Source organism: Streptomyces zaehneri (assembly GCF_032248645.1).
Lineage (GTDB): Bacteria > Actinomycetota > Actinomycetes > Streptomycetales > Streptomycetaceae > Streptomyces > Streptomyces coriariae.
Window position 1 is genome coordinate 1 of the sequence record NZ_JASTTJ010000003.1, and the last position, 21,237, is coordinate 21,237.

General features: G+C 71.6%; 15 protein-coding genes and 2 tRNA genes. 9 read left to right on the forward strand and 8 right to left on the reverse strand.

Annotation, left to right across the window (positions count from 1 at the left end):
* Window positions 1-242 precede the first annotated feature (242 nt).
* Window positions 243-1,433, forward strand: coding sequence for a zinc-dependent alcohol dehydrogenase (locus QQM72_RS05640; RefSeq protein WP_314219662.1), 1,191 nt, complete (start codon window positions 243-245; stop codon window positions 1,431-1,433).
* Window positions 1,434-1,792: 359 nt separating this feature from the next.
* Here QQM72_RS05640 and QQM72_RS05645 read toward each other — a convergent pair whose 3' ends face one another.
* Window positions 1,793-2,869, reverse strand: a complete 1,077-nt coding sequence (locus QQM72_RS05645) for an ATP-dependent DNA ligase (protein ID WP_314219663.1) — start codon at window positions 2,867-2,869, stop codon at window positions 1,793-1,795.
* 110 nt (window positions 2,870-2,979) lie between these two features.
* On the opposite strand from QQM72_RS05645, the gene ligD reads away from it, so the two are divergent.
* On the forward strand, window positions 2,980-4,017 hold the full coding sequence (gene ligD / locus QQM72_RS05650; RefSeq protein WP_314219664.1) for a non-homologous end-joining DNA ligase: 1,038 nt from the start codon (window positions 2,980-2,982) through the stop codon (window positions 4,015-4,017).
* Window positions 4,018-4,141: 124 nt separating this feature from the next.
* Here ligD and QQM72_RS05655 read toward each other — a convergent pair whose 3' ends face one another.
* A complete protein-coding gene (locus QQM72_RS05655) occupies window positions 4,142-6,286 on the reverse strand; it encodes an OmpL47-type beta-barrel domain-containing protein (protein WP_314220128.1) in 2,145 nt (714 codons plus the stop codon).
* Window positions 6,287-6,348: 62 nt separating this feature from the next.
* Window positions 6,349-8,826, reverse strand: a complete 2,478-nt coding sequence (locus QQM72_RS05660) for a ThuA domain-containing protein (RefSeq protein WP_314219665.1) — start codon at window positions 8,824-8,826, stop codon at window positions 6,349-6,351.
* A gap of 199 nt (window positions 8,827-9,025) precedes the next feature.
* Here QQM72_RS05660 and QQM72_RS05665 point away from each other — a divergent pair, with 199 nt between their 5' ends.
* On the forward strand, window positions 9,026-10,042 hold the full coding sequence (locus QQM72_RS05665) for a multicopper oxidase domain-containing protein (RefSeq protein WP_314219666.1): 1,017 nt from the start codon (window positions 9,026-9,028) through the stop codon (window positions 10,040-10,042).
* Between the two features lie 82 nt (window positions 10,043-10,124).
* Window positions 10,125-11,150 carry a LacI family DNA-binding transcriptional regulator gene (locus tag QQM72_RS05670; RefSeq protein WP_314219667.1) on the forward strand — a complete coding sequence of 342 codons (1,026 nt, stop codon included), beginning with the start codon at window positions 10,125-10,127 and terminating at the stop codon, window positions 11,148-11,150.
* A gap of 239 nt (window positions 11,151-11,389) precedes the next feature.
* Here the strand turns inward: QQM72_RS05670 and QQM72_RS05675 are convergent, their stop codons facing one another.
* A complete protein-coding gene (locus QQM72_RS05675; RefSeq protein ID WP_314219668.1) occupies window positions 11,390-12,181 on the reverse strand; it encodes a VOC family protein in 792 nt (263 codons plus the stop codon).
* Window positions 12,182-12,489: 308 nt separating this feature from the next.
* Here QQM72_RS05675 and QQM72_RS05680 point away from each other — a divergent pair, with 308 nt between their 5' ends.
* The 4 genes from QQM72_RS05680 (at window position 12,490) to QQM72_RS05695 (ending at window position 15,732) form a co-directional block, all read left to right on the forward strand.
* Window positions 12,490-12,735 carry a WhiB family transcriptional regulator gene (locus QQM72_RS05680; protein WP_199875776.1) on the forward strand — a complete coding sequence of 82 codons (246 nt, stop codon included), beginning with the start codon at window positions 12,490-12,492 and terminating at the stop codon, window positions 12,733-12,735.
* Between the two features lie 152 nt (window positions 12,736-12,887).
* Window positions 12,888-12,959, forward strand: a tRNA-Glu gene (locus tag QQM72_RS05685).
* Window positions 12,960-13,003: 44 nt separating this feature from the next.
* Window positions 13,004-14,368, forward strand: coding sequence for an SDR family oxidoreductase (locus QQM72_RS05690; RefSeq protein WP_314219669.1), 1,365 nt, complete (start codon window positions 13,004-13,006; stop codon window positions 14,366-14,368).
* The gene (locus QQM72_RS05695; RefSeq protein WP_314219670.1) at window positions 14,365-15,732 is read left to right on the forward strand and encodes a leucine-rich repeat domain-containing protein; all 1,368 of its coding nucleotides are present in this window, start codon (window positions 14,365-14,367) and stop codon (window positions 15,730-15,732) included. The genes QQM72_RS05690 and QQM72_RS05695 overlap by 4 nt, the downstream gene beginning before the upstream one ends.
* A 34-nt stretch (window positions 15,733-15,766) precedes the next feature.
* Here the strand turns inward: QQM72_RS05695 and QQM72_RS05700 are convergent, their stop codons facing one another.
* A complete protein-coding gene (locus QQM72_RS05700; protein WP_314219671.1) occupies window positions 15,767-17,590 on the reverse strand; it encodes an ATP-binding protein in 1,824 nt (607 codons plus the stop codon).
* Window positions 17,587-19,005: a vWA domain-containing protein gene (locus QQM72_RS05705; protein WP_314219672.1), complete on the reverse strand. Its 1,419-nt coding sequence runs from the start codon at window positions 19,003-19,005 to the stop codon at window positions 17,587-17,589. The genes QQM72_RS05700 and QQM72_RS05705 overlap by 4 nt, the downstream gene beginning before the upstream one ends.
* A 98-nt stretch (window positions 19,006-19,103) precedes the next feature.
* Between QQM72_RS05705 and QQM72_RS05710 the strand changes: the two genes are divergently transcribed.
* Window positions 19,104-19,179, forward strand: a tRNA-Trp gene (locus tag QQM72_RS05710).
* Between the two features lie 18 nt (window positions 19,180-19,197).
* Here the strand turns inward: QQM72_RS05710 and QQM72_RS05715 are convergent.
* Window positions 19,198-20,040, reverse strand: a complete 843-nt coding sequence (locus QQM72_RS05715; protein WP_314219673.1) for a hypothetical protein — start codon at window positions 20,038-20,040, stop codon at window positions 19,198-19,200.
* Between the two features lie 85 nt (window positions 20,041-20,125).
* The gene (locus QQM72_RS05720) at window positions 20,126-21,100 is read right to left on the reverse strand and encodes an acyl-ACP desaturase (RefSeq protein WP_020129430.1); all 975 of its coding nucleotides are present in this window, start codon (window positions 21,098-21,100) and stop codon (window positions 20,126-20,128) included.
* Window positions 21,101-21,237 lie beyond the last annotated feature (137 nt).

Genomic DNA, 21,237 nt, shown 5'->3' on the forward strand with positions numbered 1-21,237 from the left:
CTTGCTTGAGCGCTCATCCGTTCGAGAGTGGCTATGCGTGGCGGCGGGCGGGGGGCGGCGGGCGGCGGGCGGCGGGCGGCGGGCTGGGTCGCTGCGGGGCTGCGGGGCTGCGGCGTAGAGAGGGACACGGGGCTGCGGGCGTCGTGGTTCGGGGCCGGACGGTCGGGTACCCGGGCCGCAGCCAGGACCCGGTGCCCCCGGACCAGCCGGGACGGACCGGTCGGCGAAGGGAGCGCGGCGCGATGAAGGCAGTGACCTGGCAGGGCAAGCGCGACGTACGGGTGGACACCGTGCCCGACCCGACGATCCAGGAACCGACGGACGCTGTCATCCGCATCACGTCCACCGGCCTGTGCGGCTCCGACCTGCACCTGTACGAGGTGCTCACCCCGTTCATGACCCCGGGCGACATCCTCGGCCACGAGCCCATGGGCATCGTCGAGGAGGTCGGCGCCGCGGTGCCCGACCTCAAGGCCGGCGACCGGGTCGTGGTGCCCTTCCAGATCGCCTGCGGCAACTGCTGGATGTGCCTGAACGCGTTGCCCACCCAGTGCGAGACCACCCAGGTCACCGGCGAGGGCATGGGCGCCGCCCTCTTCGGCTACACCCGTCTGTACGGGGCGGTGCCCGGCGCCCAGGCGGAGTATCTGCGGGTGCCGCAGGCCCAGTTCGGCCCCATCAAGGTGCCCGAGGGACCGCCCGACGACCGCTTCGTGTACCTCTCCGACGTACTGCCCACCGCGTGGCAGGCCGTCGCCTACGCGGACATCCCCGAGGGCGGCAGCGTCGCGGTACTCGGCCTCGGCCCCATCGGCGACATGGCCTGCCGTGTCGCCAGGGTGCGGGGCGCGGGCCGGGTGTTCGGCGTGGACCTGGTCGGCGACCGGCTGCGCCGGGCCCGTGCGCGGGGCGTGGAGACGTACGACCTCCGCAGCTTCGACACCGAGAAGGAGCTCATCGCCGCGATCCGCGACGAGACCGACGGCCGTGGCCCGGACGCCGTGATCGACGCCGTCGGCACCGAGGCGCACGGCAGCGCGGCCGCCCGTATGGTCCAGAACGCCGCCGCCATGCTGCCGCGGAAACTGAGCGGCCCGCTCGCGGAACGCTTCAGCGTCGACCGGCTCGCCGCCCTGCACACCGCCATCGAGCTGGTGCGCCGCGGCGGCACCCTCTCCCTCGTCGGTGTCTACGGCGGCATGGCAGACCCGCTGCCGCTGCTCACCATGTTCGACAAGCAGCTCCAGATCCGCATGGGACAGGCCAACGTGCGTCGGTGGTGCGACGAGATCCTGCCGTACCTCACCGAGGAGGACCCGCTCGGCGTCGACGACTTCGCCACCCACCGCGTGCCGTTGTCGGACGCCCCGCACGCGTACGAGATGTTCCAGCACAAGCAGGACGGCGCGGTGAAGGTCCTCATGACGCCGTGACGCCGTGACGCCGTGACGTTGTGACGCAAAGACGCCAAGACGCCAAGACGCCGGGACGCCAAGACGCCAAGACGCCGTGACGCCGTGGCGTTGTGAAGGCGGTTGCGGAGCGGTTGCGGATCACCGGTGGGAGCGCAACCGGTCCCGCGGACGAGGTTGCCGTGCAGACTGAAACCGATTGTGGAACAAGCTCTGTGCCGGAAACCGGTTGTGGATCAGGTCGCACCTGAAACCGGTTGTGGATCAGGTGGCGCCTGATAGCGGTTGAGTATCAGGTGCTGCACCCGAAACCGCTTGTGGCGCCCACTCGATCTTTCACGGAGGCACAACCGCTCGTGGATCCCGTCGCCGCTTGTGGATCACGTCGCGGGCGGCGCCCCGAGGATCTCCGCCAGGTCGTAGCGCACCGGTTCCTCGAGTTGCGCGTATGTGCAGCCGTCCGGGGTGCGGTCGGGGCGCCAGCGGCGGAAGCGGGCGGTGTGCCGGAACCGCGCCCCGTTCTCCATGTGGTCGTACGCCACCTCGACCACCCGTTCGGGCCGCAACGGCACCCAGGACAGGTCCTTCTTGCCCGACCAGCGGCTCGGCGCGCCAGGCAGCCGTGCCGTCTCGTGGGCGGACTCCTGCGACCAGGCCGCCCACGGATGGCCCGCCGCGTCCTCCATGCGCAGCGGCTCCAGCTCCTCGATCAGCTCCGCCCGGCGTTTCATGGGGAAGGCGGCCGACACGCCGACATGCTGGAGGACGCCCCGGTCGTCGTACAGTCCCAGCAGCAGCGAGCCGACCACCGGTCCGCTCTTGTGGAGGCGGTATCCGGCGACGACGACATCCGCGGTGCGCTCGTGCTTGACCTTGAACATGGCGCGCTCGTCCTGGCGGTAGCGCAGGGTGAGCGGCTTGGCGATCACCCCGTCCAGGCCCGCCCCCTCGTACTCCTCGAACCACTGCCTTGCCACCTCGGCGTCGGTCGTCGCCGGCGCCAGGTGCACGGGTGCCGTCACCCCGGCGAGCGCCCCGGCCAGCAGCTCACGCCGGTCGCTCAGCGGCACGTCCAGGAGCGACCGGTCGGCGAGCGCGAGCAGGTCGAAGGCGACGAACGACGCCGGGGTCCGTTCGGCCAGGGTGCGCACCCTGGAATCCGCCGGGTGGATGCGCTCCGTGAGGGCGTCGAAGTCGAGTCGCCCCTCCCGGGCGATCACGATCTCCCCGTCCAGCACACATCGCTGCGGCAACCGTTCCCGCAACGCCTCCACCAGTTCCGGAAAATACCTGGTCAGCGGCTTTCCGGTGCGGCTGCCCAGTTCGATCTCGGCACCGTCTCGGAACACGATCGCCCGGAAACCGTCCCACTTCGCCTCGTACTGCATGCCCGGCGGAATCGCCGCCACCGACTTGGCGAGCATCGGCTTCACGGGCGGCATCACCGGCAGATCCATGCTCCGATTCTGCGCGCGGATCACGGGGACCGCCCGGTGTGCGGACCGTCCGGCGTACGGCCCGCCGCGAGCTGATGCGAGCTGTCGGCGGTGTGTCTACCGTGGCTCGCATGGGCGATGCGGTGGAACTGGAAGTGGCCGGCCGGACGGTACGGCTGTCCAGCCCCGACAAGGTCTTCTTCCCGGAGCGCGGCTTCACCAAGCTGGACCTCGCGCGCTACTACCAGGCGGTCGCGCCCGGCATCCTGCGCGCGTTGCGTAACCGCCCCACCACCTTGGAGCGGTACCCGGACGGCGTGGGAGGCGAGTCCTTCTTCCAGAAGCGGGCGCCGAAGAACATGCCCGACTGGATCCCGACCGCCCACATCACCTTCCCCAGCGGACGCAGCGCCGACGAGATGTGCCCGACCGAGGAGGCGGCCGTCCTGTGGGCCGCCCAGTACGGCACCCTCACCTTCCACCCCTGGCCCGTGCGCCGTGACGATGTGGACCGCCCCGACGAACTGCGCATCGACCTCGACCCGCAGCCCGGCACCGACTACGACGACGCGGTCCACGCCGCACACGAACTACGCGCCGTCCTGGAGGAGTTCGGTGGTCTGCGCGGGTGGCCCAAGACCTCCGGCGGCCGTGGTCTGCACGTCTTCGTGCCGATCGAGCCCCGCTGGACCTTCACCCAGGTCAGGCGCGCCGCCATCGCCGTCGGCCGGGAGATGGAACGCCGGCTGCCGGAGCGGGTGACGATCAAGTGGTGGAAGGAGGAGCGGGGTGAGCGCATCTTCCTCGACTACAACCAGACCGCTCGCGACCGCACCATCGCCTCGGCCTACTCCGTACGTCCCCGTCCGCACGCGCCCGTCTCGGCGCCGCTGCGCTGGGATGAGGTCGGCGACGCCCACCCCGCCGACTTCGACCTCGGGACCATGCCGGCCCGGTACGCCGAACTCGGCGATGTGCACGCCGACATGGACGATCACGCGTTCTCCCTGGAGGCCCTGCTCGAACTCGCCCGTCGCGACGAACACGACCACGGTCTGGGCGACCTGCCGTATCCGCCGGAGTATCCGAAGATGCCCGGAGAGCCGAAGCGGGTGCAGCCGAGCCGGGCCCGGCACGAGGACGCCCCGGGCGGGCCCGGGGCGTCCTAGCTGTATTGACCCGCGGGGTTGTTGACTCGGCTGATCGGTGGCTGGCCTCCGAGCACCGAGTGTCGACAACGCTCGTGATCAATACACCCAGCGAGACTGTCCGGCGCCGGCCGGACTGCTGCTGTCACAACTCCTTGATGCGGATGTCCCGGTACGAGACGACGTCCGTCGTGCCGTGCACCTGGAGTCCGACGTAACCGGAGGCGAAGCGCCGTCCGTCCGTGCCCGGGTCGTCCGCGCGCGGTGGGGAGAACTCCTGGCCGCCGGTGTTGTCGAACTCGTTGATCAGCACACCGTTGCGGTAGACCGAGTAGTGCTGGTCGACCACCCTGATCTCGTAGTCGTTCCAGGTCCCCTTCTGGGTGACGCCCGCGCCCGCGAGTCCCACCCGGTCGAAGCCGTACACCGAACCGGTCTTGTACATGTCCCCGTCCGGCCGGTCCAGTACCTGCACCTCGTGCCCGTACTTGATGGCGACCCACTCCGGTCGCGGCTCCTCGGCGTGGTCATGGACCCACGGGAAGCGCACGAACACACCGGAGTTGGCGTTGCCCGTGCCCGGAGCGTCGTCGCGCCACTGGAGCTTCAGCGAGAAGTCGCCGTATTTGCGCTCGGGGAACCACAGCATGCCCAGGCCCTCGCGGGAGGTCCCGCTGGTGATCGATCCGTCGCCGTTCTGCGCGAACGATCCGCCGCCCACCTGCTGCCACTTCGCGAACGAGCCCGCGCTGCCGTCGAGGATCGTGCGGTAGCCCTCGGTCTGGCCGGGCCTGCCGATCCCGGAGCGGACGGCGGCCTCCTGCACGGCGTCGTACTCGCGCTGGTCCACGACCCCCTCGGCGAACAGCGCGTCGAGGACCGTCTTCACGTGCTTGAGGAACAGCGCGTGGGACGTCCACTCCTTCTCGTCCTCGATCAACTCGTTGATCCGGCAGCGCTTGTCGGTCAGCCGGTTCGGCACCCCCGAGTCGACCGTGCCGACGATCACCGTCAACCGCTCGTCGTATTCAGGGCAGTTGGGGGCCGGGACCTGGCTCGACACCACCGTGAAGGTCACCGTGCGTGCGGTGGAGGTGTTGCCCGCCTTGTCGGTGGCGCGGTAGGCGAGGGTGTGCGGGCCCGCACGGTCGACCACCACCGGGATGGTGTATGCGATATACGGTCCACCGTCGAGTGAATACTCGATCCGGTCGACACCCGACCCGTGTTCGTCCGTCGCGCTCACGGTCACCCTGGCATTGCCGACGTAGGCACCGCCGGAGTTCTTCGTGCCGTCGACGGTCACGCCGGTCACCGGTGGTGTGGTGTCCTGCGGGGTCGGCGCGACCACGGTGAACCGGACGCTCTTCTCGGCGGCCGCGTTGCCCGCCTTGTCGGTGGCCCGGTACCGCACGGTGTGGGTGCCGACCTGGTGCACCATCACGGGCGCGGTGTAGGGCTGCCAGGCTCCGGAGCCGACGGCGTACTCGATCGTGTTGACGCCGGATCCGGTGTCGGAGGCCGACACGGTGACCGTCGCCATGTCGATGTACGTGCCGTCGGGGTTCCGCTCGCCGCTCACCGTCCCGGAGGTGTCCGGGGGTGTCGTGTCGTCGGAGGGCGGGGCGACGACCGTGAACGCGACGGTCTTCTCCGCGGAGACGTTGCCGGCCTTGTCGAACGCCCGGTAGCGGATCTGGTGGTTGCCGACCTGGTCGACGACGACCGGTGCGGTGTACGGGATCCAGTCACCCGCAGTGCCGACCGCATACTGGATACCGTCGACCCCGGACCCGCCGTCGTCGGTCGCCCCGATCGCGACACTCGCCGAGCCGACGTACTCGCCCTGCGCGTTCTGTGTGCCGGTGACCTGTGCTGCCGTCTCGGGCGGTGTCGTGTCCTCGCCCCCGCCCTCGGTCACCACGAGGATGCCCTGCATCTGACCGTGGCCGGGGATGGTGCAGTGGTAGAAGTAGCGCCCCGGGGTCAGGGTGACCTCGGCGGTGTGCCGGCCGCCCGTGTCGTCGTTCGGGTTGGCCAGGATGTTCAGCGTGACGTCGTCGTTGAACTCGGGGTCGCTGGTCGCGAACGTCAACGTGTGCGGCATGCCCATGGTGTTGCCGGTCGCCGCGCTGTTCTCGAAGACGATCGTCGCCGGACCGGCCACCGCCGTCGCCGGCGCCGAACCGTACCGGGTGATGTCGTCGCCGGCGGTCCAGGTGAGCACCTGGGCGGCGGCTGCCGGCCCGGACCGCGCCGCGGTGGGCGCCGCCTGAAGCCCGAGCGTCATCAGCACGGCGGCCAACAGCGCAGTCCAGATTCTTCGTTGCCGTGTCTGTCGTGTCCTCCGTGTCACTGCGCCCCCCTCGCCAGCCGGTCGGCGGTCGGCGTCGGGCCGCCGCCTTTGTAAGTGACCTTCCACAGCGCCGACTTGGCGTCCGAGGTGAAGAATCCCCGGCCGTAGTCGAGGACGTAGAGGACGCCGTCCGGACCGAACTTCCAGTCCATCAGGTTCTTGATGCCGTCATTGCCGACCGGCACGATCTTCTTCAGTGACTCCGAGTGGACCGGCAGCCCGCCCGACCCTTGCGTCCTCGGATCCATGACCACCGCGTTGCGCGGCTGATCGGCGTCGTAGAAGTCGCCGACGAACCACTTGCCGTCCCAGTACGCGGGCCACTTGGCCGCGCTCGCGGCGGCGGCGTCGTACCGGTAGACCGGACCGTTCATCGCCGCCTGCCCGCCGCCCTTGAGCCACGGCAGCCGGTACGTCGCCTGGTCCTGCCGGTAGGAGGGGATGCCGCCCGCGTCGCGCGGGTAGTCCGGTGCGCCGCCCTGGGGCGAGTACCAGATGTTGTTGCCGGTGACCGGCGGCAGGTTGACCAGGCCGTCGTTGTTCGGCGACTCGTTCTTCGGGTGGTCGCAGTCGTACCAGCCCAGCGGCTGCGACGGATCCGGCAGGTTGCGGTCCCGGTAGGGCTGCTTGTTGCCCATGCAGTACGGCCAACCCCGGTTGCCCGCCTGGGTGATGACGGCGAACGTGTCGTACTTCGCCGGTCCCCAGACGGGTGAGGGCTCGCCCGCGTCCGGGCCGACCCAGCCCGCGTAGAGGATGTCGGTGGTGCGGTCGACGAAGATGCGCGCGGGGTTGCGTACGCCCATCACATAGATCTCGCCGCGGGTCTTGCCGCCGCCCTCGTCGGTCTCACGGCCCGTGAACAGGTTCCCCGCCGGAAGCGTGTACGTGCCGTCGGGCTCCGGGTGGATGCGCAGGATCTTGCCGTTGAGGTTGTGGGTGTTTCCGGCCGTACGGCGCGCGTCGGCGAAGGAGACGCCCTTGAAGTTCGGCTGCGGGTTGTTTCCGGAGTAACCCCCGCTGAAACCGCTGGAGTTGTTGTCACCGGTGGCGATGTACAGGTTGCCCTTCGAGTCCCAGGCCAGCCCGCCCCCGGCGTGACAGCAACTGTGCACCTGAACCGGCCACTTGAGCAGCACCTTCTCGCTGCCGAGGTCGAGCCGGTTCGTGGCGGGGTCGAGTGTGAAGCGGGAGACCCGCCGCTCGGCCATCCGGGTGTCGCGGTTGACGCCCGAGTGGGGCGTGTAGTGCAGGTACACCCAGCCGTTCTGCTCGAAGCGCGGGTCGAGCTCGATACCGAGGAGGCCTTCCTCGACCTTGACGAGCTCGTCGCCGCCGCCCTTGTTGCCGAAGACCGTCAGTTCCCCGGCCAGGGTGACCTTCTTGGTCGCCGGGTCGTAGACGTGGATCTGTCCCTTGCCCTTGCCCACGTCCGGGTTGTTCCAGTCGGTGATCACCGGCCGGGAGGAGTCGGCGCCGCCCCGCCCGATGTAGAGGACCCGGCCGTCGGGCGCGGTGACCAGGCCGTGCGGCTCGCCGATCTGGTCGTTCTGGCCGGGCTGGTTGGCCGGGGTCAGCCGCTCGGCCTTGTAGTTCCCGGTGATGGTGGCCTTGCAGTCGGCCTGCACCAGCCGGGACGTCCAGAGCAGGGCGCCGCGCAGATGCGTACGGAAGTCCGACTCGTCGTACGACGAGACGGTGCCGCCCATGCCGGTGTAGAAGGAGCGGCCGCCGTCGTAGTCGCGGCACCAACTCACGGGGTGGTCGGCGCCGTTGGCGCTCGTGCCCGGCCGGTAGGTCGACTCGCGCACCCGGGCGACGGTGTGCACCTCGCCGGACGGGTTCTTCACCCAGTTCGGCCACAGGTCAGGCCGCTTCCACTCCAGGGGCAGCGCTCCGGTGGCCGGATGCCGCCGGTCGCCGACCTCGACGGTGGCCCGTTGTACGGCCGTCGGGCTCGACGCGGCGGGACGGGCGCCGATCAGGCCGGTGAACCAGTCCGAGTACGGTTCCGCGCGGGCCGCGTCGTGGACGCCGACGAAACCGCCGCCGGCCTCCATGTAGGCCTCCAGGCCCGCTTCCTGTTCCGGGTCGAGGACGTCACCGCCCCCGGTCAGGAACACGACCGCGTTGTAACCGCCCAGCCGTGTCTCGCTGGTGAAGACCGAGGCGTCGTCCGTGGCCTCGACCTCGAAGCGCTGGTCCGCGGGCCCGGACAGGCCGATCCGCTCGATGGCCTCGATACCGGCGTTGACGACCGGTGACTCGTCCCCGGCCGCGGCAGACCCGTGGAAGATCAGCACCCGTACGTTCGGGCCGCCCGGTGGCGACTTGATGGACATCGTTGTCAGGGGTGGTTCGGGGGCTGGGCGCGCGTCCGCGGCCGGCGCGGAGAGCAGGCCGGCGACGAGCGTTGCGCACGCCACGGCGGTCACCCGGATTCGTCTTCTCGTAGTCAACCCTCGTAAGTGCATGGGCACCTCCTCGGTCACAGCGACAGCGCCACGGAACGTAGACCCCGTTTGCATGACTCGCCAATACCTATGACCGCAATGGCATGAACTTTGTCCAGGGTGTGGAGAAACGGCGGAACGACCGGTACCGTCTCACAGGTTCATCACAGGCTCGTCTTCTTCATCGTCGCAAATTCCGTACCAGGGTGGGGAGTTCGGCATGGACAGACGCGGGTTCAACCGCCGGGTGCTGCTGGGCGGCGCCGCCGCCGCGACATCGTTGTCCTTGGGGCCGAGGGCGGTGAGCGCCGACGGACCGGCGAAGGCCGCCCCGGCGGGGGGAGCGGTCAGACACCTCAAGCTGTACGCGGAGAAACTCGCCGACGGGCAACTCGGCTACGGCTTCGAGAAGGGGAAGGCGACCGTCCCCGGGCCGCTGATCGAACTCAACGAGGGCGACACCCTGCACATCGAGGTGGAGAACACCCTGGACGTGGCGGCGAGCCTGCACGTCCACGGCCTGGACTACGAAATCTCCAGCGACGGAACGAAGTTGAACCGGAGCGACATCGAGCCCGGCGGCACGCGCACCTACACGTGGCGCACCCATGCCCCCGGTCGCCGCGCCGACGGCACCTGGCGGGCGGGCAGCGCGGGCTACTGGCACTACCACGACCACGTCGTGGGAACGGAACACGGTACGGGCGGCATCCGCAAGGGCCTGTACGGACCGGTGATCGTCCGGCGCAAGGGCGACATCCTGCCCGACGCCACCCACACGATCGTCTTCAACGACATGACGATCAACAACAGACCCGCCCACTCGGGCCCCGACTTCGAGGCGACGGTTGGCGATCGGGTCGAGTTCGTGATGATCACGCACGGCGAGTACTACCACACCTTCCACATGCACGGTCATCGCTGGGCCGACAACCGCACCGGCCTGCTCACCGGTCCCGAGGACCCCAGCCAGGTCGTCGACAACAAGATCGTGGGCCCGGCCGACTCCTTCGGCTTCCAGGTCGTCGCGGGGGAGGGGGTCGGCGCCGGCGCGTGGATGTACCACTGCCATGTGCAGAGCCACTCCGACATGGGGATGGTCGGACTCTTCCTGGTGAAGAAGCCCGACGGCACGATCCCGGGATACGAACCGCATGGGCCGCACGAGTCGCACGAGTCGCACGAGTCGCACGAGCCGGACGAGCGGGACGGGACCGGCGTCGCGCACGAGCACTGAGGGGCGGAGGCCGGAGAGCGCTCTCACCTCGACCGTCCCCCGGAGTTATCCTGAGCCGCAGCCGGCCAGGAGGAGCCCCGAAGTGACCGAGACAGCGTCGCGTCCCACGCTGGAGGCCGTGGCCGCGCGGGCCGGCGTCTCCCGGGCGACCGTGTCGCGCGTCGTCAACGGCGGCGACGGCGTCCGCGAGCCGCTCGTCGAGCGGGTCCGGCGGGCCGTGGAGGAGCTCGGGTACGTCCCCAACCAGGCGGCGCGCAGCCTGGTGACGAAGCGCCACGACGCGATCGCCGTGGTCATCGCCGAACCGGAGACCCGGGTCTTCGCCGACCCCTTCTTCGCGCTCCAGCTCCGCGGCATCAGCAAGGAACTGACGGCCCACGACAACCAGTTGGTGCTGCTGCTCACCGAGGGCCGCGACGACCACACCCGGGTCGCCCGCTACCTCGCCGGCGGCCACGTGGACGGTGCTCTGGTCTTCTCGCTGCACCTCGACGACCCGCTCCCCGGGCTGATCCAGGGCGCCGGCGTCCCGACCGTGTTCGGCGGCCGTCCCGGCTGGAGCGACGGCACACGGGACGTGGTCTACGTCGACAGCGACAACCGCGGCGGCGCCCGCGAGGCGGTACGCCTGCTGGCCGGGCTCGGCCGCACCCGCATCGCGCACATCACCGGCCCCCTCGACCAGACCTCCGCGGCCGACCGGCTCGACGGATACCGGGAGGTCGTGGGCGAGGACGACCCGCGGCTCGTCGTCGAGAGCGACTTCACCCCCGGCGGCGCCGAGCGGGCCATGCGGGAACTCCTCGACCGGTGCCCCGACCTGGACGCCGTGTTCGCCGCCAACGACCTCGCCGCCTCGGGCGCCCTGCGCGTGCTGCGCGACCGCGGGCGGCGGGTGCCCGAGGACGTCGCCGTGGTCGGCTTCGACGACATGCTGCCCGTCGCCGAACAGAGCGACCCGCCGCTGACGACGGTCCGTCAGGACATCGAGGAGATGGGCCGGATCATGGCCCGTCTGCTGCTGCGCCGTCTCGACCGGCGCGTCGCCGAGGAGGCACCGGGCGGTGTGGTCCTGCCGACCACCCTCGTGCGCCGAGCCTCGGCCTGACCGGGGCCGCCGCAGCCCCGCTCGCATCCGGCCTGTTCCGCTCCTGTCCTGCCCGGCTCCACCCGGCTCCACCCGGCTCCACCCGGCCCGGCCCGGCTCCACCCGGCTCCACCCGGCCCGGCTCCACCCGGCCCTGCCCTGCCTGGTCCGGACGCTTCCCGTGCTCTCCCGTGCCGCAGTCGGCGGGTGTGCGGGGCGCAACGATCGGCACCGGCGCCTCGCCGTTGCGCCCGAACGCCTCACATCTCCTGCGGCACGCTCTTGATCACGGCGAAGCGTGCCCCGTAGGGATCGGCGAGCTTGGCGATGCGGCCGACGCCCTCGACGTCCGTGGCGGGCATCCGCACCCTGCCGCCCAGCTCCTCCGCCTCGGCCACGACCCGGTCTGCGTCGGCGACCTCGAAATACGGCAGCCAGTACGCGCCGGTCTCGGCCTCCGTGGGGTCGTCGGCCAGCGGCACGATCCCGCCGAACATCGCCTCCTCCCCGGCGCCGGCCGGGTTGACGCAGGTGTACGTGCCGCCGGGGAAGGGGGCGGCCGAGGTCTCCAGGCCCAGCGTCGCGTTGTAGAAGGCGGCCGCCGCGGCGATGTCCGGCGTGTACAGCTCGACCCAGCACAGCGCGCCGGGTTCGTTCGCCACGTCCACGCCCACGGTCTGTCCCGGCTGCCAGAGGCCGAACGGAACGCCCGCCTGGTCGGCGAGGACCGCCATCGTGCCCTGGCCCATCACGTCCATCGGCGCGGAGAGGACCGTGCCGTGCTTCTGCTCGGCGGCCTGCGCCGTGGCCTGCGCGTCCGGTGTCCGGAAGTAGACCGTCCACGAGGGCGGGCCCTGCCCGGGTACGGTCTGCATGCCGCCCGCCACGGTCTTCCCGTCCAGCTGGAAGAAGCCGTAACCACCGGCGTCGGGTCCCGCCGACCGGAACCGCCAGTCGAAGAGAGCACCGTAGAAGGAGGTGGCGCCGTCGATGTCGGACGTGCCGACATCGATCCAGTTGGGAGCGCCGTCGACGAAACGGGTGGTGAGCATCGTGCCCTCCTCGAAGGGGTCCCGTTCTCTGCACTGCCGAGTCTCGCACCGCCGACTGACAATCGCTGCCGGAGCACGCCCACCGGCGCGGCCTCACCGCCCGGATACGGAAGGCGATGAATGGTCGCGAGGCGTCACGCGTGGGCGTCGAGCCTTCGCTCAGCGTTTCGAGAGTGTGCCGGGTGCGCCGCGCGCCGCCGTGCGCACGGGTGGGCGGCAGGAGCATCATCGGGCGGCCGGGGGCCTCGGGGAGCCGCGTATATCCGGCGTTGATCGAACGTTTTTCGCCGCCGGGCACGATCCTGGCCATGTACACCGACACGATTCCGACACCCGACCTCGGCTGGCAGCGCGAGGCGCTGTGCGCACAGACCGGGGCGGAGTTCTTCTTCCCCGAACCCGGCAGCTCGGTGCGGGAGGCCAAGCGCATCTGCGGCATGTGCGAGATGCGTTCCGCCTGCCTCGAGTACGCCCTGGACAACGACGAGCGCTTCGGCGTCTGGGGCGGCATGTCCGAGAAGGAGCGCCTGAGCCTGAGGCGCACGGCACGCTGAACCGCGCGGTCGCGGCGACCCCGAATCCGAGTGACCGCGTCGCGGGGGTGCGGTTAGGATCCGGGGGGCGTGTCCGGACGTGGCGCCGAGGCGCAGGCACAACGCGCGGGCGCGGCACGCCGGTTCGCATCCGGTCGTCCGGATGCGCGCGCGGTCCCGTAGAGCAGAGGCAGACTCGCCACCTTCTCAGGGTGGATACGCCGGTTCGAATCCGGTCGGGACCACGGTACGACGAGCACGGGGCGGGGACGGGGCGGGACGGCGGCCGATGGGCGAGGACAGCGGAGGGGCGGCGTTCGGCCCGGAGGTCACCGAGGCGGAGCTGGCCGCCTTCCACGACGTCGTGGGCAGGCTGCGCGCGCTGCCCGTCGACGATCCCGTACGGCTGCGGGCCGAGCAGGTCGCCGCGTCCTTCGCACGTGACGGACGGCTGCGGCGGCGCAAGGAGCGCAGCGCCGAGGTGGTGGCCGCCGACGCGGCGGCGATGGCGGCGACCGCGACCGGAGCCCTGGACCGGCGCGAGGACGCGCCCCTGCCGGCCGCCGGACGAGGAGGGCGTTTCCACCGGCCGCGCACCTGCTATGTCTGCAAGTCGGCCTATCGAGAGGTCGACACCTTCTACCACCGGCTCTGCCCCGCCTGTGCCGCGGACAACGCGGCCCGCCGTTCGCTGAGCACCGACCTGAGCGGGCGCCGTGTCCTGCTCACCGGCGGCCGGGTGAAGATCGGCTTCCAGCTGGCGCTGATGATGCTGCGGGACGGCGCGCGGACGGTCGTCACCTCCCGGTTCCCGCACGACACCGTCCGCCGGTTCCGCGCCGAGCCCGGCAGCGCGCAGTGGCTGGACCGGCTGACCGTCGTCGCCGTCGATCTGCGCGACCCGCGCCAGGTACTGGGCCTGTGCGAGGAACTGCGCCGGGAGGGCGAACCGCTCGACATCCTCGTCAACAACGCGGCGCAGACCGTGCGTCGTCCGCCCGAGTCCTACGCCCTGCTGGCCGCCGGAGAGCGTGACGGGCTGCCCGAGGGGACGCGCCGGGCGCCCGGGTTCACCCCGATGCGGATGCTGGAGGGCCTCGGCGGCTCGGTCTCCGCGCTGCCCGCGGCCCTGCGGGAGGCCGACGAGGCCGGACTGCTGCCCGATCCCTCCCCGGAGAACTCCTGGTCGGCCCGGCTCGGCGCGCTCGACCCGGCCGAGGTGCTGGAGACCCAGCTCGTCAACGCCCTCGCGCCCGCGCTGCTCTGCGACCGGCTGCTGCCGCTGCTGCTGGCCTCGCCGCATCCGCGCCGGTACGTGGTCAACGTGACGGCCGTCGAGGGCCGGTTCGCGGTGCGCAACAAGATGCCCGGGCATCCGCACACCAACATGGCCAAGGCCGCCCTCAACATGCTCACCCGCACCAGCGCGGCCGCCCTCGCCGAGCAGGGTGTGCACATGTGCGCCGTCGACACCGGCTGGATCACCGACGAGAACCCGGCGCCGAAGAAGGCCCGGATGGCGGGCGCGGGCTTCCGTACCCCGCTGGACATCGTGGACGGCGCCGCCCGCGTGTACGACCCGATCGTGCGCGGCGAGGCCGGCCACCCGGTGTCGGGCGTGTTCCTCAAGGACTACCGGGAGGCGCAGTGGTGAGCGAGGAGAACGCGGCGGGGCCGCGTGCCGAGCCGGAGCCAGGGTCGGTGCCGGTGCCGGTGCCGGTGCCGGTGCCGGTGCTGGAGTCCGGGTCGGAGGCGGGGTCGGAGTCGGGGTCGGAGCTGGTGCTGGAGTCCGGGTCGGAGTCGGGTTCGGTGCCGGTGCTGGAGTCCCGGTCGGTGCCGGGGGCGGTCCGTTTCGCCGGAGTGCCGCACGTCGTGCCGCGCCCCCTCGCCGATCTCGCCCCGCTGCTCGACTGGCTGCGGGCCGGGCGTCCGGCGGGCGAGCGGCTGGACTTCGCCGCGGGCACCGCGCTGCCCGACGGCCGGCTCGACCTGTGCAAGCAGGGTCTGGGGGCCGAGGGTGCGGCCCTGGTCGCCGAGGCCCTGGCCGACGGACCCTCGCCCGTACGGCATCTGCTCCTCGGCACCGACGCCCTCGGGGACGACGGCGCCGCCACCGTGGCCGGTACGAGCGCGCCGGTCGAGACGCTCTACCTCGGATGCAACGGCATCACCGCGGGCGGCGCCTGCCGTATCGCCGACCAGTTGCGCGCCTCGCCGCAGGTGGTCACGGGGGTGTGGCTCAAACGCAACCCGCTGGGGCGTGGTGGTGGCCGGGCGGCGGCCGAACTCGTCGATTCAGCGCGGACGTTGCGCACGCTCGACCTCGTGCAGACCGGACTCGACGCGGCCGGCGTCACCGTACTCGCCGACGCGCTGCTGGCCGCCGCGGGCAACGGACGGCGAGTCGAGCGGCTGTTCGTCGGCGGCAACCCACTGGGGGAGGCGGGCGCGCAGGCGCTCGCGGCGGTCGTCGCCGCCGGGGCGATCGACGAACTGTACGTGTCCGCCGCCCGGTTGGGCGACGCGGGCGCGCTCCGGCTCGCCGACGCCCTCGAGCGGGCGCCGTACGGACGGCTCACCAGGCTGTCGGTGGCCAGCAACGGCATCGGCCCCTCCGCCGCCGCCCGGCTGGTCGGCGCGGCCACCGTCGCCGGCGTCACCCTGCTGGACCTCGGCCGGGTCCGGGCGGCGGCCGTGCTCGGCGCGGCGGACAACCGGCTGGACCTGGCGGCCGCCGAGAGCGTCGGGCGGACGCTGGCGACCGGCGAGCACCGCCTGTCGCACCTCGTCCTGCGCCACACGGGCCTGCGCAGCCGCGAGGCCCACCGCATCCTCGACCACGCGCCCCGCGCGGCCACCGCCACCCGCTTCGTCCTGGGCCAGGGCGTCGCCGCCACCGTCAAACGCCGCCTGGCGGCCCTCAGCGCCCACGTTCCGCCCCCGGTCCTCCCGTCCGACGTGGCGGCCGTACGCAGCGTGCACCGCACGGCGGCGCCGCAGGCACCCGCGGCGGACTGAGGCCCGGCCGCCGGGCCCCGGCCGACCCGCCCGTTCAGCGGCGCATCCCCGTGAACACCCCCACCCAGAACTTCTGCTGCTGCTCCGAAGCGCCCACCAGGTACGTCGCCCGCAGCTTGGCCGGCAGATGCGTGACCAGCCGGGCCACCACGGTGTGATGCCTGCGCAGTTGGGACAACTCGGCGTTGGCGAGGATCTGGTGGACGACGTCGCTGTCGTCGCCGCCCTCGTCGGAGCGGGCGGCGGCGCGGCGCAGCCGGGCCTCCCACGCGTCCGCGTCACGCGCCAACTCGCGCAGGCCCGTCACGGGGCGGCCCTTCAGACGGTCGATCAGGGCGGTCAGCGGCACCGGCGCGTACTCGCCGTCGCCGAGGTAGACCGTGGCCATCTCCAGCGGCAGCCCGCGCCGGTGCAGCTTGATCAGCCGCTCCAGGGTGCGCTTGGTGATCCAGGCGCGGCCCTCCTCGTCGATGTCGTGCTTCCACCACTCCAGCACCGTCTCGGCGTCCGCCCCGTACCGTGCCAGCAGCCACTCGTTGGCCGGGATGTCCTCGGGCGCCACTTCCAGGGAAGCCGTGAAGCGGGTCGCCTGCGCGATGTTGTTGCGGGACACCAGCAACTTGCGGCCCAGGTGGTACGGCGGATTCTGCACGGCTATCTGGGCCCGCAGGTTCTCGATGCGCTTCCCCGCCAGCGACCACTCCTGGGTGATCTCCATCAGCTTGGCGAACGCGGCCTTGTCCTTGGGCCGGTTGTACTCGTCCCACACGATCGCCTTGGGCTCGGGGCCGGTGAACTTCGCCGCGAGCAGGTTGTCCAGCGTGCCGTCCGGCGACGGCACGGGCGCGCAGAGGTCCTCGACGTTGGTCACCGGCAGCGAGAAGTACAGGGCGTCCCGCCCCAGCCCCGCGCGGACCGTCTCCCGCACCAGTTCCGTCTTGCCGCACCCGGGCGGCCCCTGGAGCAGCACCGTCCAGCGGTTGCGCAGGGCCGCGCGCACCACCTGTCGTACGGGGTCGGCGACCGTGGCAGGGTTGGCCACGCCGAGCGCCTGCGCGAGCCGGTCGAGGATCTCGGCCGTACGGTTCTGGCCGGGCCGGCCGTCCGGGCCGGGCTCGGCCAGCCGGAGCCGCTCGCCGTCGATCAGCGGCAGGCCCCAGCGCAGCGGGAACCCCTCTCGGGCGTTGGCCAGGACATGGTCGAGCGTGCGCGGGGACAGCAGCTCGCGCAGGGCGGGGGAGAGCGAGGCCCACACGGCGAACACCGGACGCAGGTCCCACGGGCGGTACTTGACGGCGAGGTGCCGACGCCACGACGTGTCGTTCGCCGAGATCCGCATCGTGACCATCCGGTCCAGCAGCGCCAGGTCGCCGCGCCGGGCCGACGTCTCCGCCTGCGACTCGTTGTCCGTGAGGAAGACGCCGACGCAGCCGAGGGCACGCAGGTCGTGCTCGCCGAGCGTCCAGTCGCAGGCGATCTGCATCAGCTGCGACTGGATGGTGTCGCCCGCCTGCAACGAGTCGTCGATGAGCAGCACGAACGGCCGGCCCGGCTTCAGCTGGCTCATCACCAGCTGGCGCAGCACCAGTTCGCCGGAGCGCGGATCACGTACCGGCGCGTTGACGAGCAGGTCGTCCGGTGTGAGGTTCGCCGCCGGCACGTACACCAGCTCGGTGCCCGGGTGGGCGCGGGCGACGTGCGAGAAGAACGTCGCCGTCTTGCCGATGCCGTGCTCGCCGAAGACCTGGCCGGTCTGCCCGAGGTCGATCATCGCGTCGATGAAGCCTTCGAGGCGGGAGACCTCGCCGGGGGCCGGCCGGTCGCCGGTGTCGTGCGTGTGCTGCGTCCGCGTGCTCATCCGCTCGTCCACCGCGATCCTGTGGTGACGCGATGGCAGTCCATCGCGGGTGTGTGCGTCTCAGGCCACTCGTGGCCCCCCTCGGTGATCAGCCAGATCCAGCGGTCCGGCTCGGCCGGCGTGATCGGCGGCGCGTAGCCGTCGGTGAGGACGACGACCGCGTCCGGCCGCTCGTCGAAACGGCGCCCGTTCACCTCCGTGCGTCCCTCCACGTAGTCGGCGACCGCCTGGAAGCTCGTGCCGCCGCCTCCGTACACCCTCTCGCCGGGCCGGAAGGGCATGACCACGGCGTCGAACGAGAGCCAGTGCGTCTCGACGCCGTCGATCCGCCCCACCAGCTCGGTGAGCCACTGGACGACGTGCCGCGGCATCGACCCGGAGGTGTCGTAGGCGATCACCAGGACCTTGTCGCGGACCGGCCCGCGCCGCGCCAGCACGGGGTCCTGGCCGAGGGCGGCGAGCAGGGCGCCCCGCTTCTTGGGGTAGACCAGCCGCTCGCCGTCACGCAGCCTCGAGCCGAGCACGTCGACGAGCCAGCGCTGCCACCAGTCGACCGTGCGCGTGCGCGTCGTCGCGCCGCGCAGCGTGCCGGCGCCCAGCCTGCCCCACAGCCGGGCGGCCCGCGCCGAGTCGCCCTCCGTGCGGCCCATGAGGTCGAGCAGCTCCCGCTCGGCGCCCGCGTGCCCGCGCCGGGCCGCCAGCAGCGAGTTGAGCAGGGCGGAGGACGTCACCGCGTCGACGGTCTCCTGGTCGGCGGGTACCGCGCCGGGCGCCAGGTGCACGCACAGCCGCTCCTCGGGCACGGGCGGGTGCCGCATGCGCTTCAGCTCGCCGTAGACGCGCGTGTCGGTCCGCGTGAACGTCTCGTACGGCACCGGCTCCAGCCCGTGTGCCGTCAGGTCCTCGACGTACAGGTCGTGGACCCGGCGCGGGTCGACGCCGGTCGGGCGGCCGTTCAGCAGGGGCAGCCCCTCGCGGCCCAGCCGCACCAGTGCCACATGGTTGATGGACACCTCGGCGGCCAGCTCGAACACCGGATCCTCGCGCAGCTCCGGCTCGGCGAGCAGATGCCGGTGCACGAGGTGCCGGGCCTCGTGGAACAGGACGAACTTGACGCCGTCCAGGCCCAGTCCGACGAAAAAGTCCGGGTTGTACAGCAGCAGGCAGGTGCCGTCGCCGGAGGCGACCACGGCCGCCGTGTCCACCGCCGTCGTCGGGATCTGGTGATGGCACTTGGTGTACAGCCAGGACGCCACCGCCGACTCGGTCAGCCCGAAGTCCAGCAGCGCGGCCTCCTTCAGCCGCCGGGCCCGGGCGACCACCTCGGGGTCCGCCGGGCGGTACGCCTCCAGTGCCCTGCGGTCGGCCAGGTCGACCACGGGCGGACGCCGCCGCCCCCGCTCCCCGTACGCCATGTCGAGCCCCCGTGCCCTTTTCGCCGTGCTTCCCCCAGTGACTCATTGGTACCAGGCCCCACCGACAACGGGCCAAGGCATTACGCTCTGGGGCAAGGGCGGGGTCGTAGCGCAGAGGCAGCCGCACCGGTCTCCAAAACCGGATCACGCTGGTTCGAATCCAGCCGCCCCGCCCCCCTCGCACCCGGTGCCTCAGGCGATGGCGCCCGCCGTCACGACCAGCTCCGGCGCCGTCCCGTGGAACGTGCCGATGAGCTGCGCCAGCACCGCCCAGGCCTCCTCGCGTCCGCCCAGGTGCTCCCGTACGAGCGGGCGCAGGGCCTCCTCGGCGTCGCGGACCCGGGCCGGGAACATGACATGGCCCAGGGAGAGCACCTCCAGGACCCGGGAGGCCGGACCGTGGGCGGTCGCGTACCGGGCCGGGCCGTCGAGTACGCCCGCCTGTCGCAGCCGGTGCGTGAACTTGGGGTGCGACCCGAACCGGGCGCGCAGCGCGGGCGGGCAGTCCGGGCGCACCGACAGCGCCCAGCGCGGGTAACCGGGCAGCGCAAGCTCGTCGTGGGCCGCGCCGACCGTCTCCCAGTCGCCGCGGGTCAGCACCATGGAGGCGGCCGCGCGCGCGGAGGGCATCGAGTTCGCCCTGCGCAGGGCGCCGACGAGGCCGTGCCGGACGTAGCTCTCGGGGATGTCGGGTTCCTGCCGCTCGTGGATCGAGCGCACCGGCAGGGGCTTCGTGCGCCCGGGGCCGAACGGCACCCCGCGGGCGAGGGCCCGGCGCAGACCGAGGTCGTTGCCGACGAAGCGCCACACGACGGCGTTCAGCGCGGGGTCGTCCTGCTCCAGGACCCAGAGCACCACCGAGGCGGGCGCGGTGGGCCGGGTCCAGGCGCGGTTCAGCCTGCGCTGGATCGTGGCCGCGTTCTCCGTGGCGGCCGGGGGCAGACCGATCCGCGCGCGGATCCGGTCGGCGGTGTCCTCGTCGGTCAGCCCGAGCAGGAAGCCGACCGCCTGCTGGACCGTGTCACTGTCACCCATGGCGGCATGATGCCGCAGGTCGCGAACGGCCCGCACCGGGAAATCGGATCCCCGTGCGAGCCGTCGAAGCGATGGGTGGGGGCGGTCAGCCGGCCGCGCGCGCCGCCATCCGCGCCTTGCGCGCCGCCAGCTTCTCGTCGAACTTGGACGCCTCCGAGTCGAGGCCGCCCATGTACAGGCCGATCTCCTCCTGCGCCTTCTGGCCCTCGGGGCCGAGACCGTCGACCTCCATGACCTTCAGGAAGCGCAGCACGGGCTGGATGACGTCGTCGTGGTGGATGCGCAGGTTGTACACCTCGCCGATCGCCATCTGCGCCGCGAACCGCTCGAAGCCGGGCATGCCGTGACCGGGCATGCGGAAGTTGACGAGGACGTCGCGCACGGCCTGCATGGTCAGGTCGGGGGCCAGCTCGAAGGCGGCCTTCAGCAGGTTGCGGTAGAAGACCATGTGCAGGTTCTCGTCGGTCGCGATGCGCGCCAGCATGCGGTCGCAGACAGGGTCCCCGGACTGGTGGCCGGTGTTGCGGTGGGAGACGCGGGTCGCCAGCTCCTGGAAGGCGACGTAGGCGACCGAGTGCAGCATCGAGTGCCGGTTGTCGGACTCGAAGCCCTCGCTCATGTGGGACATGCGGAACTGCTCCAGCTTGTCCGGGTCCACCGCGCGCGAGGCGAGCAGGTAGTCGCGCATCACGATGCCGTGCCGGCCCTCCTCGGCCGTCCAGCGGTGCACCCAGGTGCCCCAGGCGCCGTCGCGGCCGAAGAGCGAGGCGATCTCGTGGTGGTAGCTGGGCAGGTTGTCCTCGGTGAGCAGGTTCACGACGAGCGCGATCCGGCCGATCTCGGTGACCTTGGACTGCCCCTTCTCCCAGGCCTCGCCGTCCTCGAAGAAGCCGGGGAAGTTACGGCCGTCGCTCCACGGCACGTACTCGTGGGGCATCCAGTCCTTGGTGACCTTCAGGTGCCGGTTGAGTTCCGTCTCGACCACTTCCTCCAGCGCGTGCAGCAGCTTGGCGTCGGTCCAGACGGCGGGGCTACCGAGGTGAGGGGAGGTGATCGTCACGAGAACTCCAGGGGGACGTGAAGCGGAGTGGAACACTCCGGCGAGCGAGGCCGGAACTTACGGAATCGTAGGCTACGTATCCGTAGGTTACGAAACCGTAGGTTAAGAACGGCGTAAAGATCGCTGATCAGCCGTGT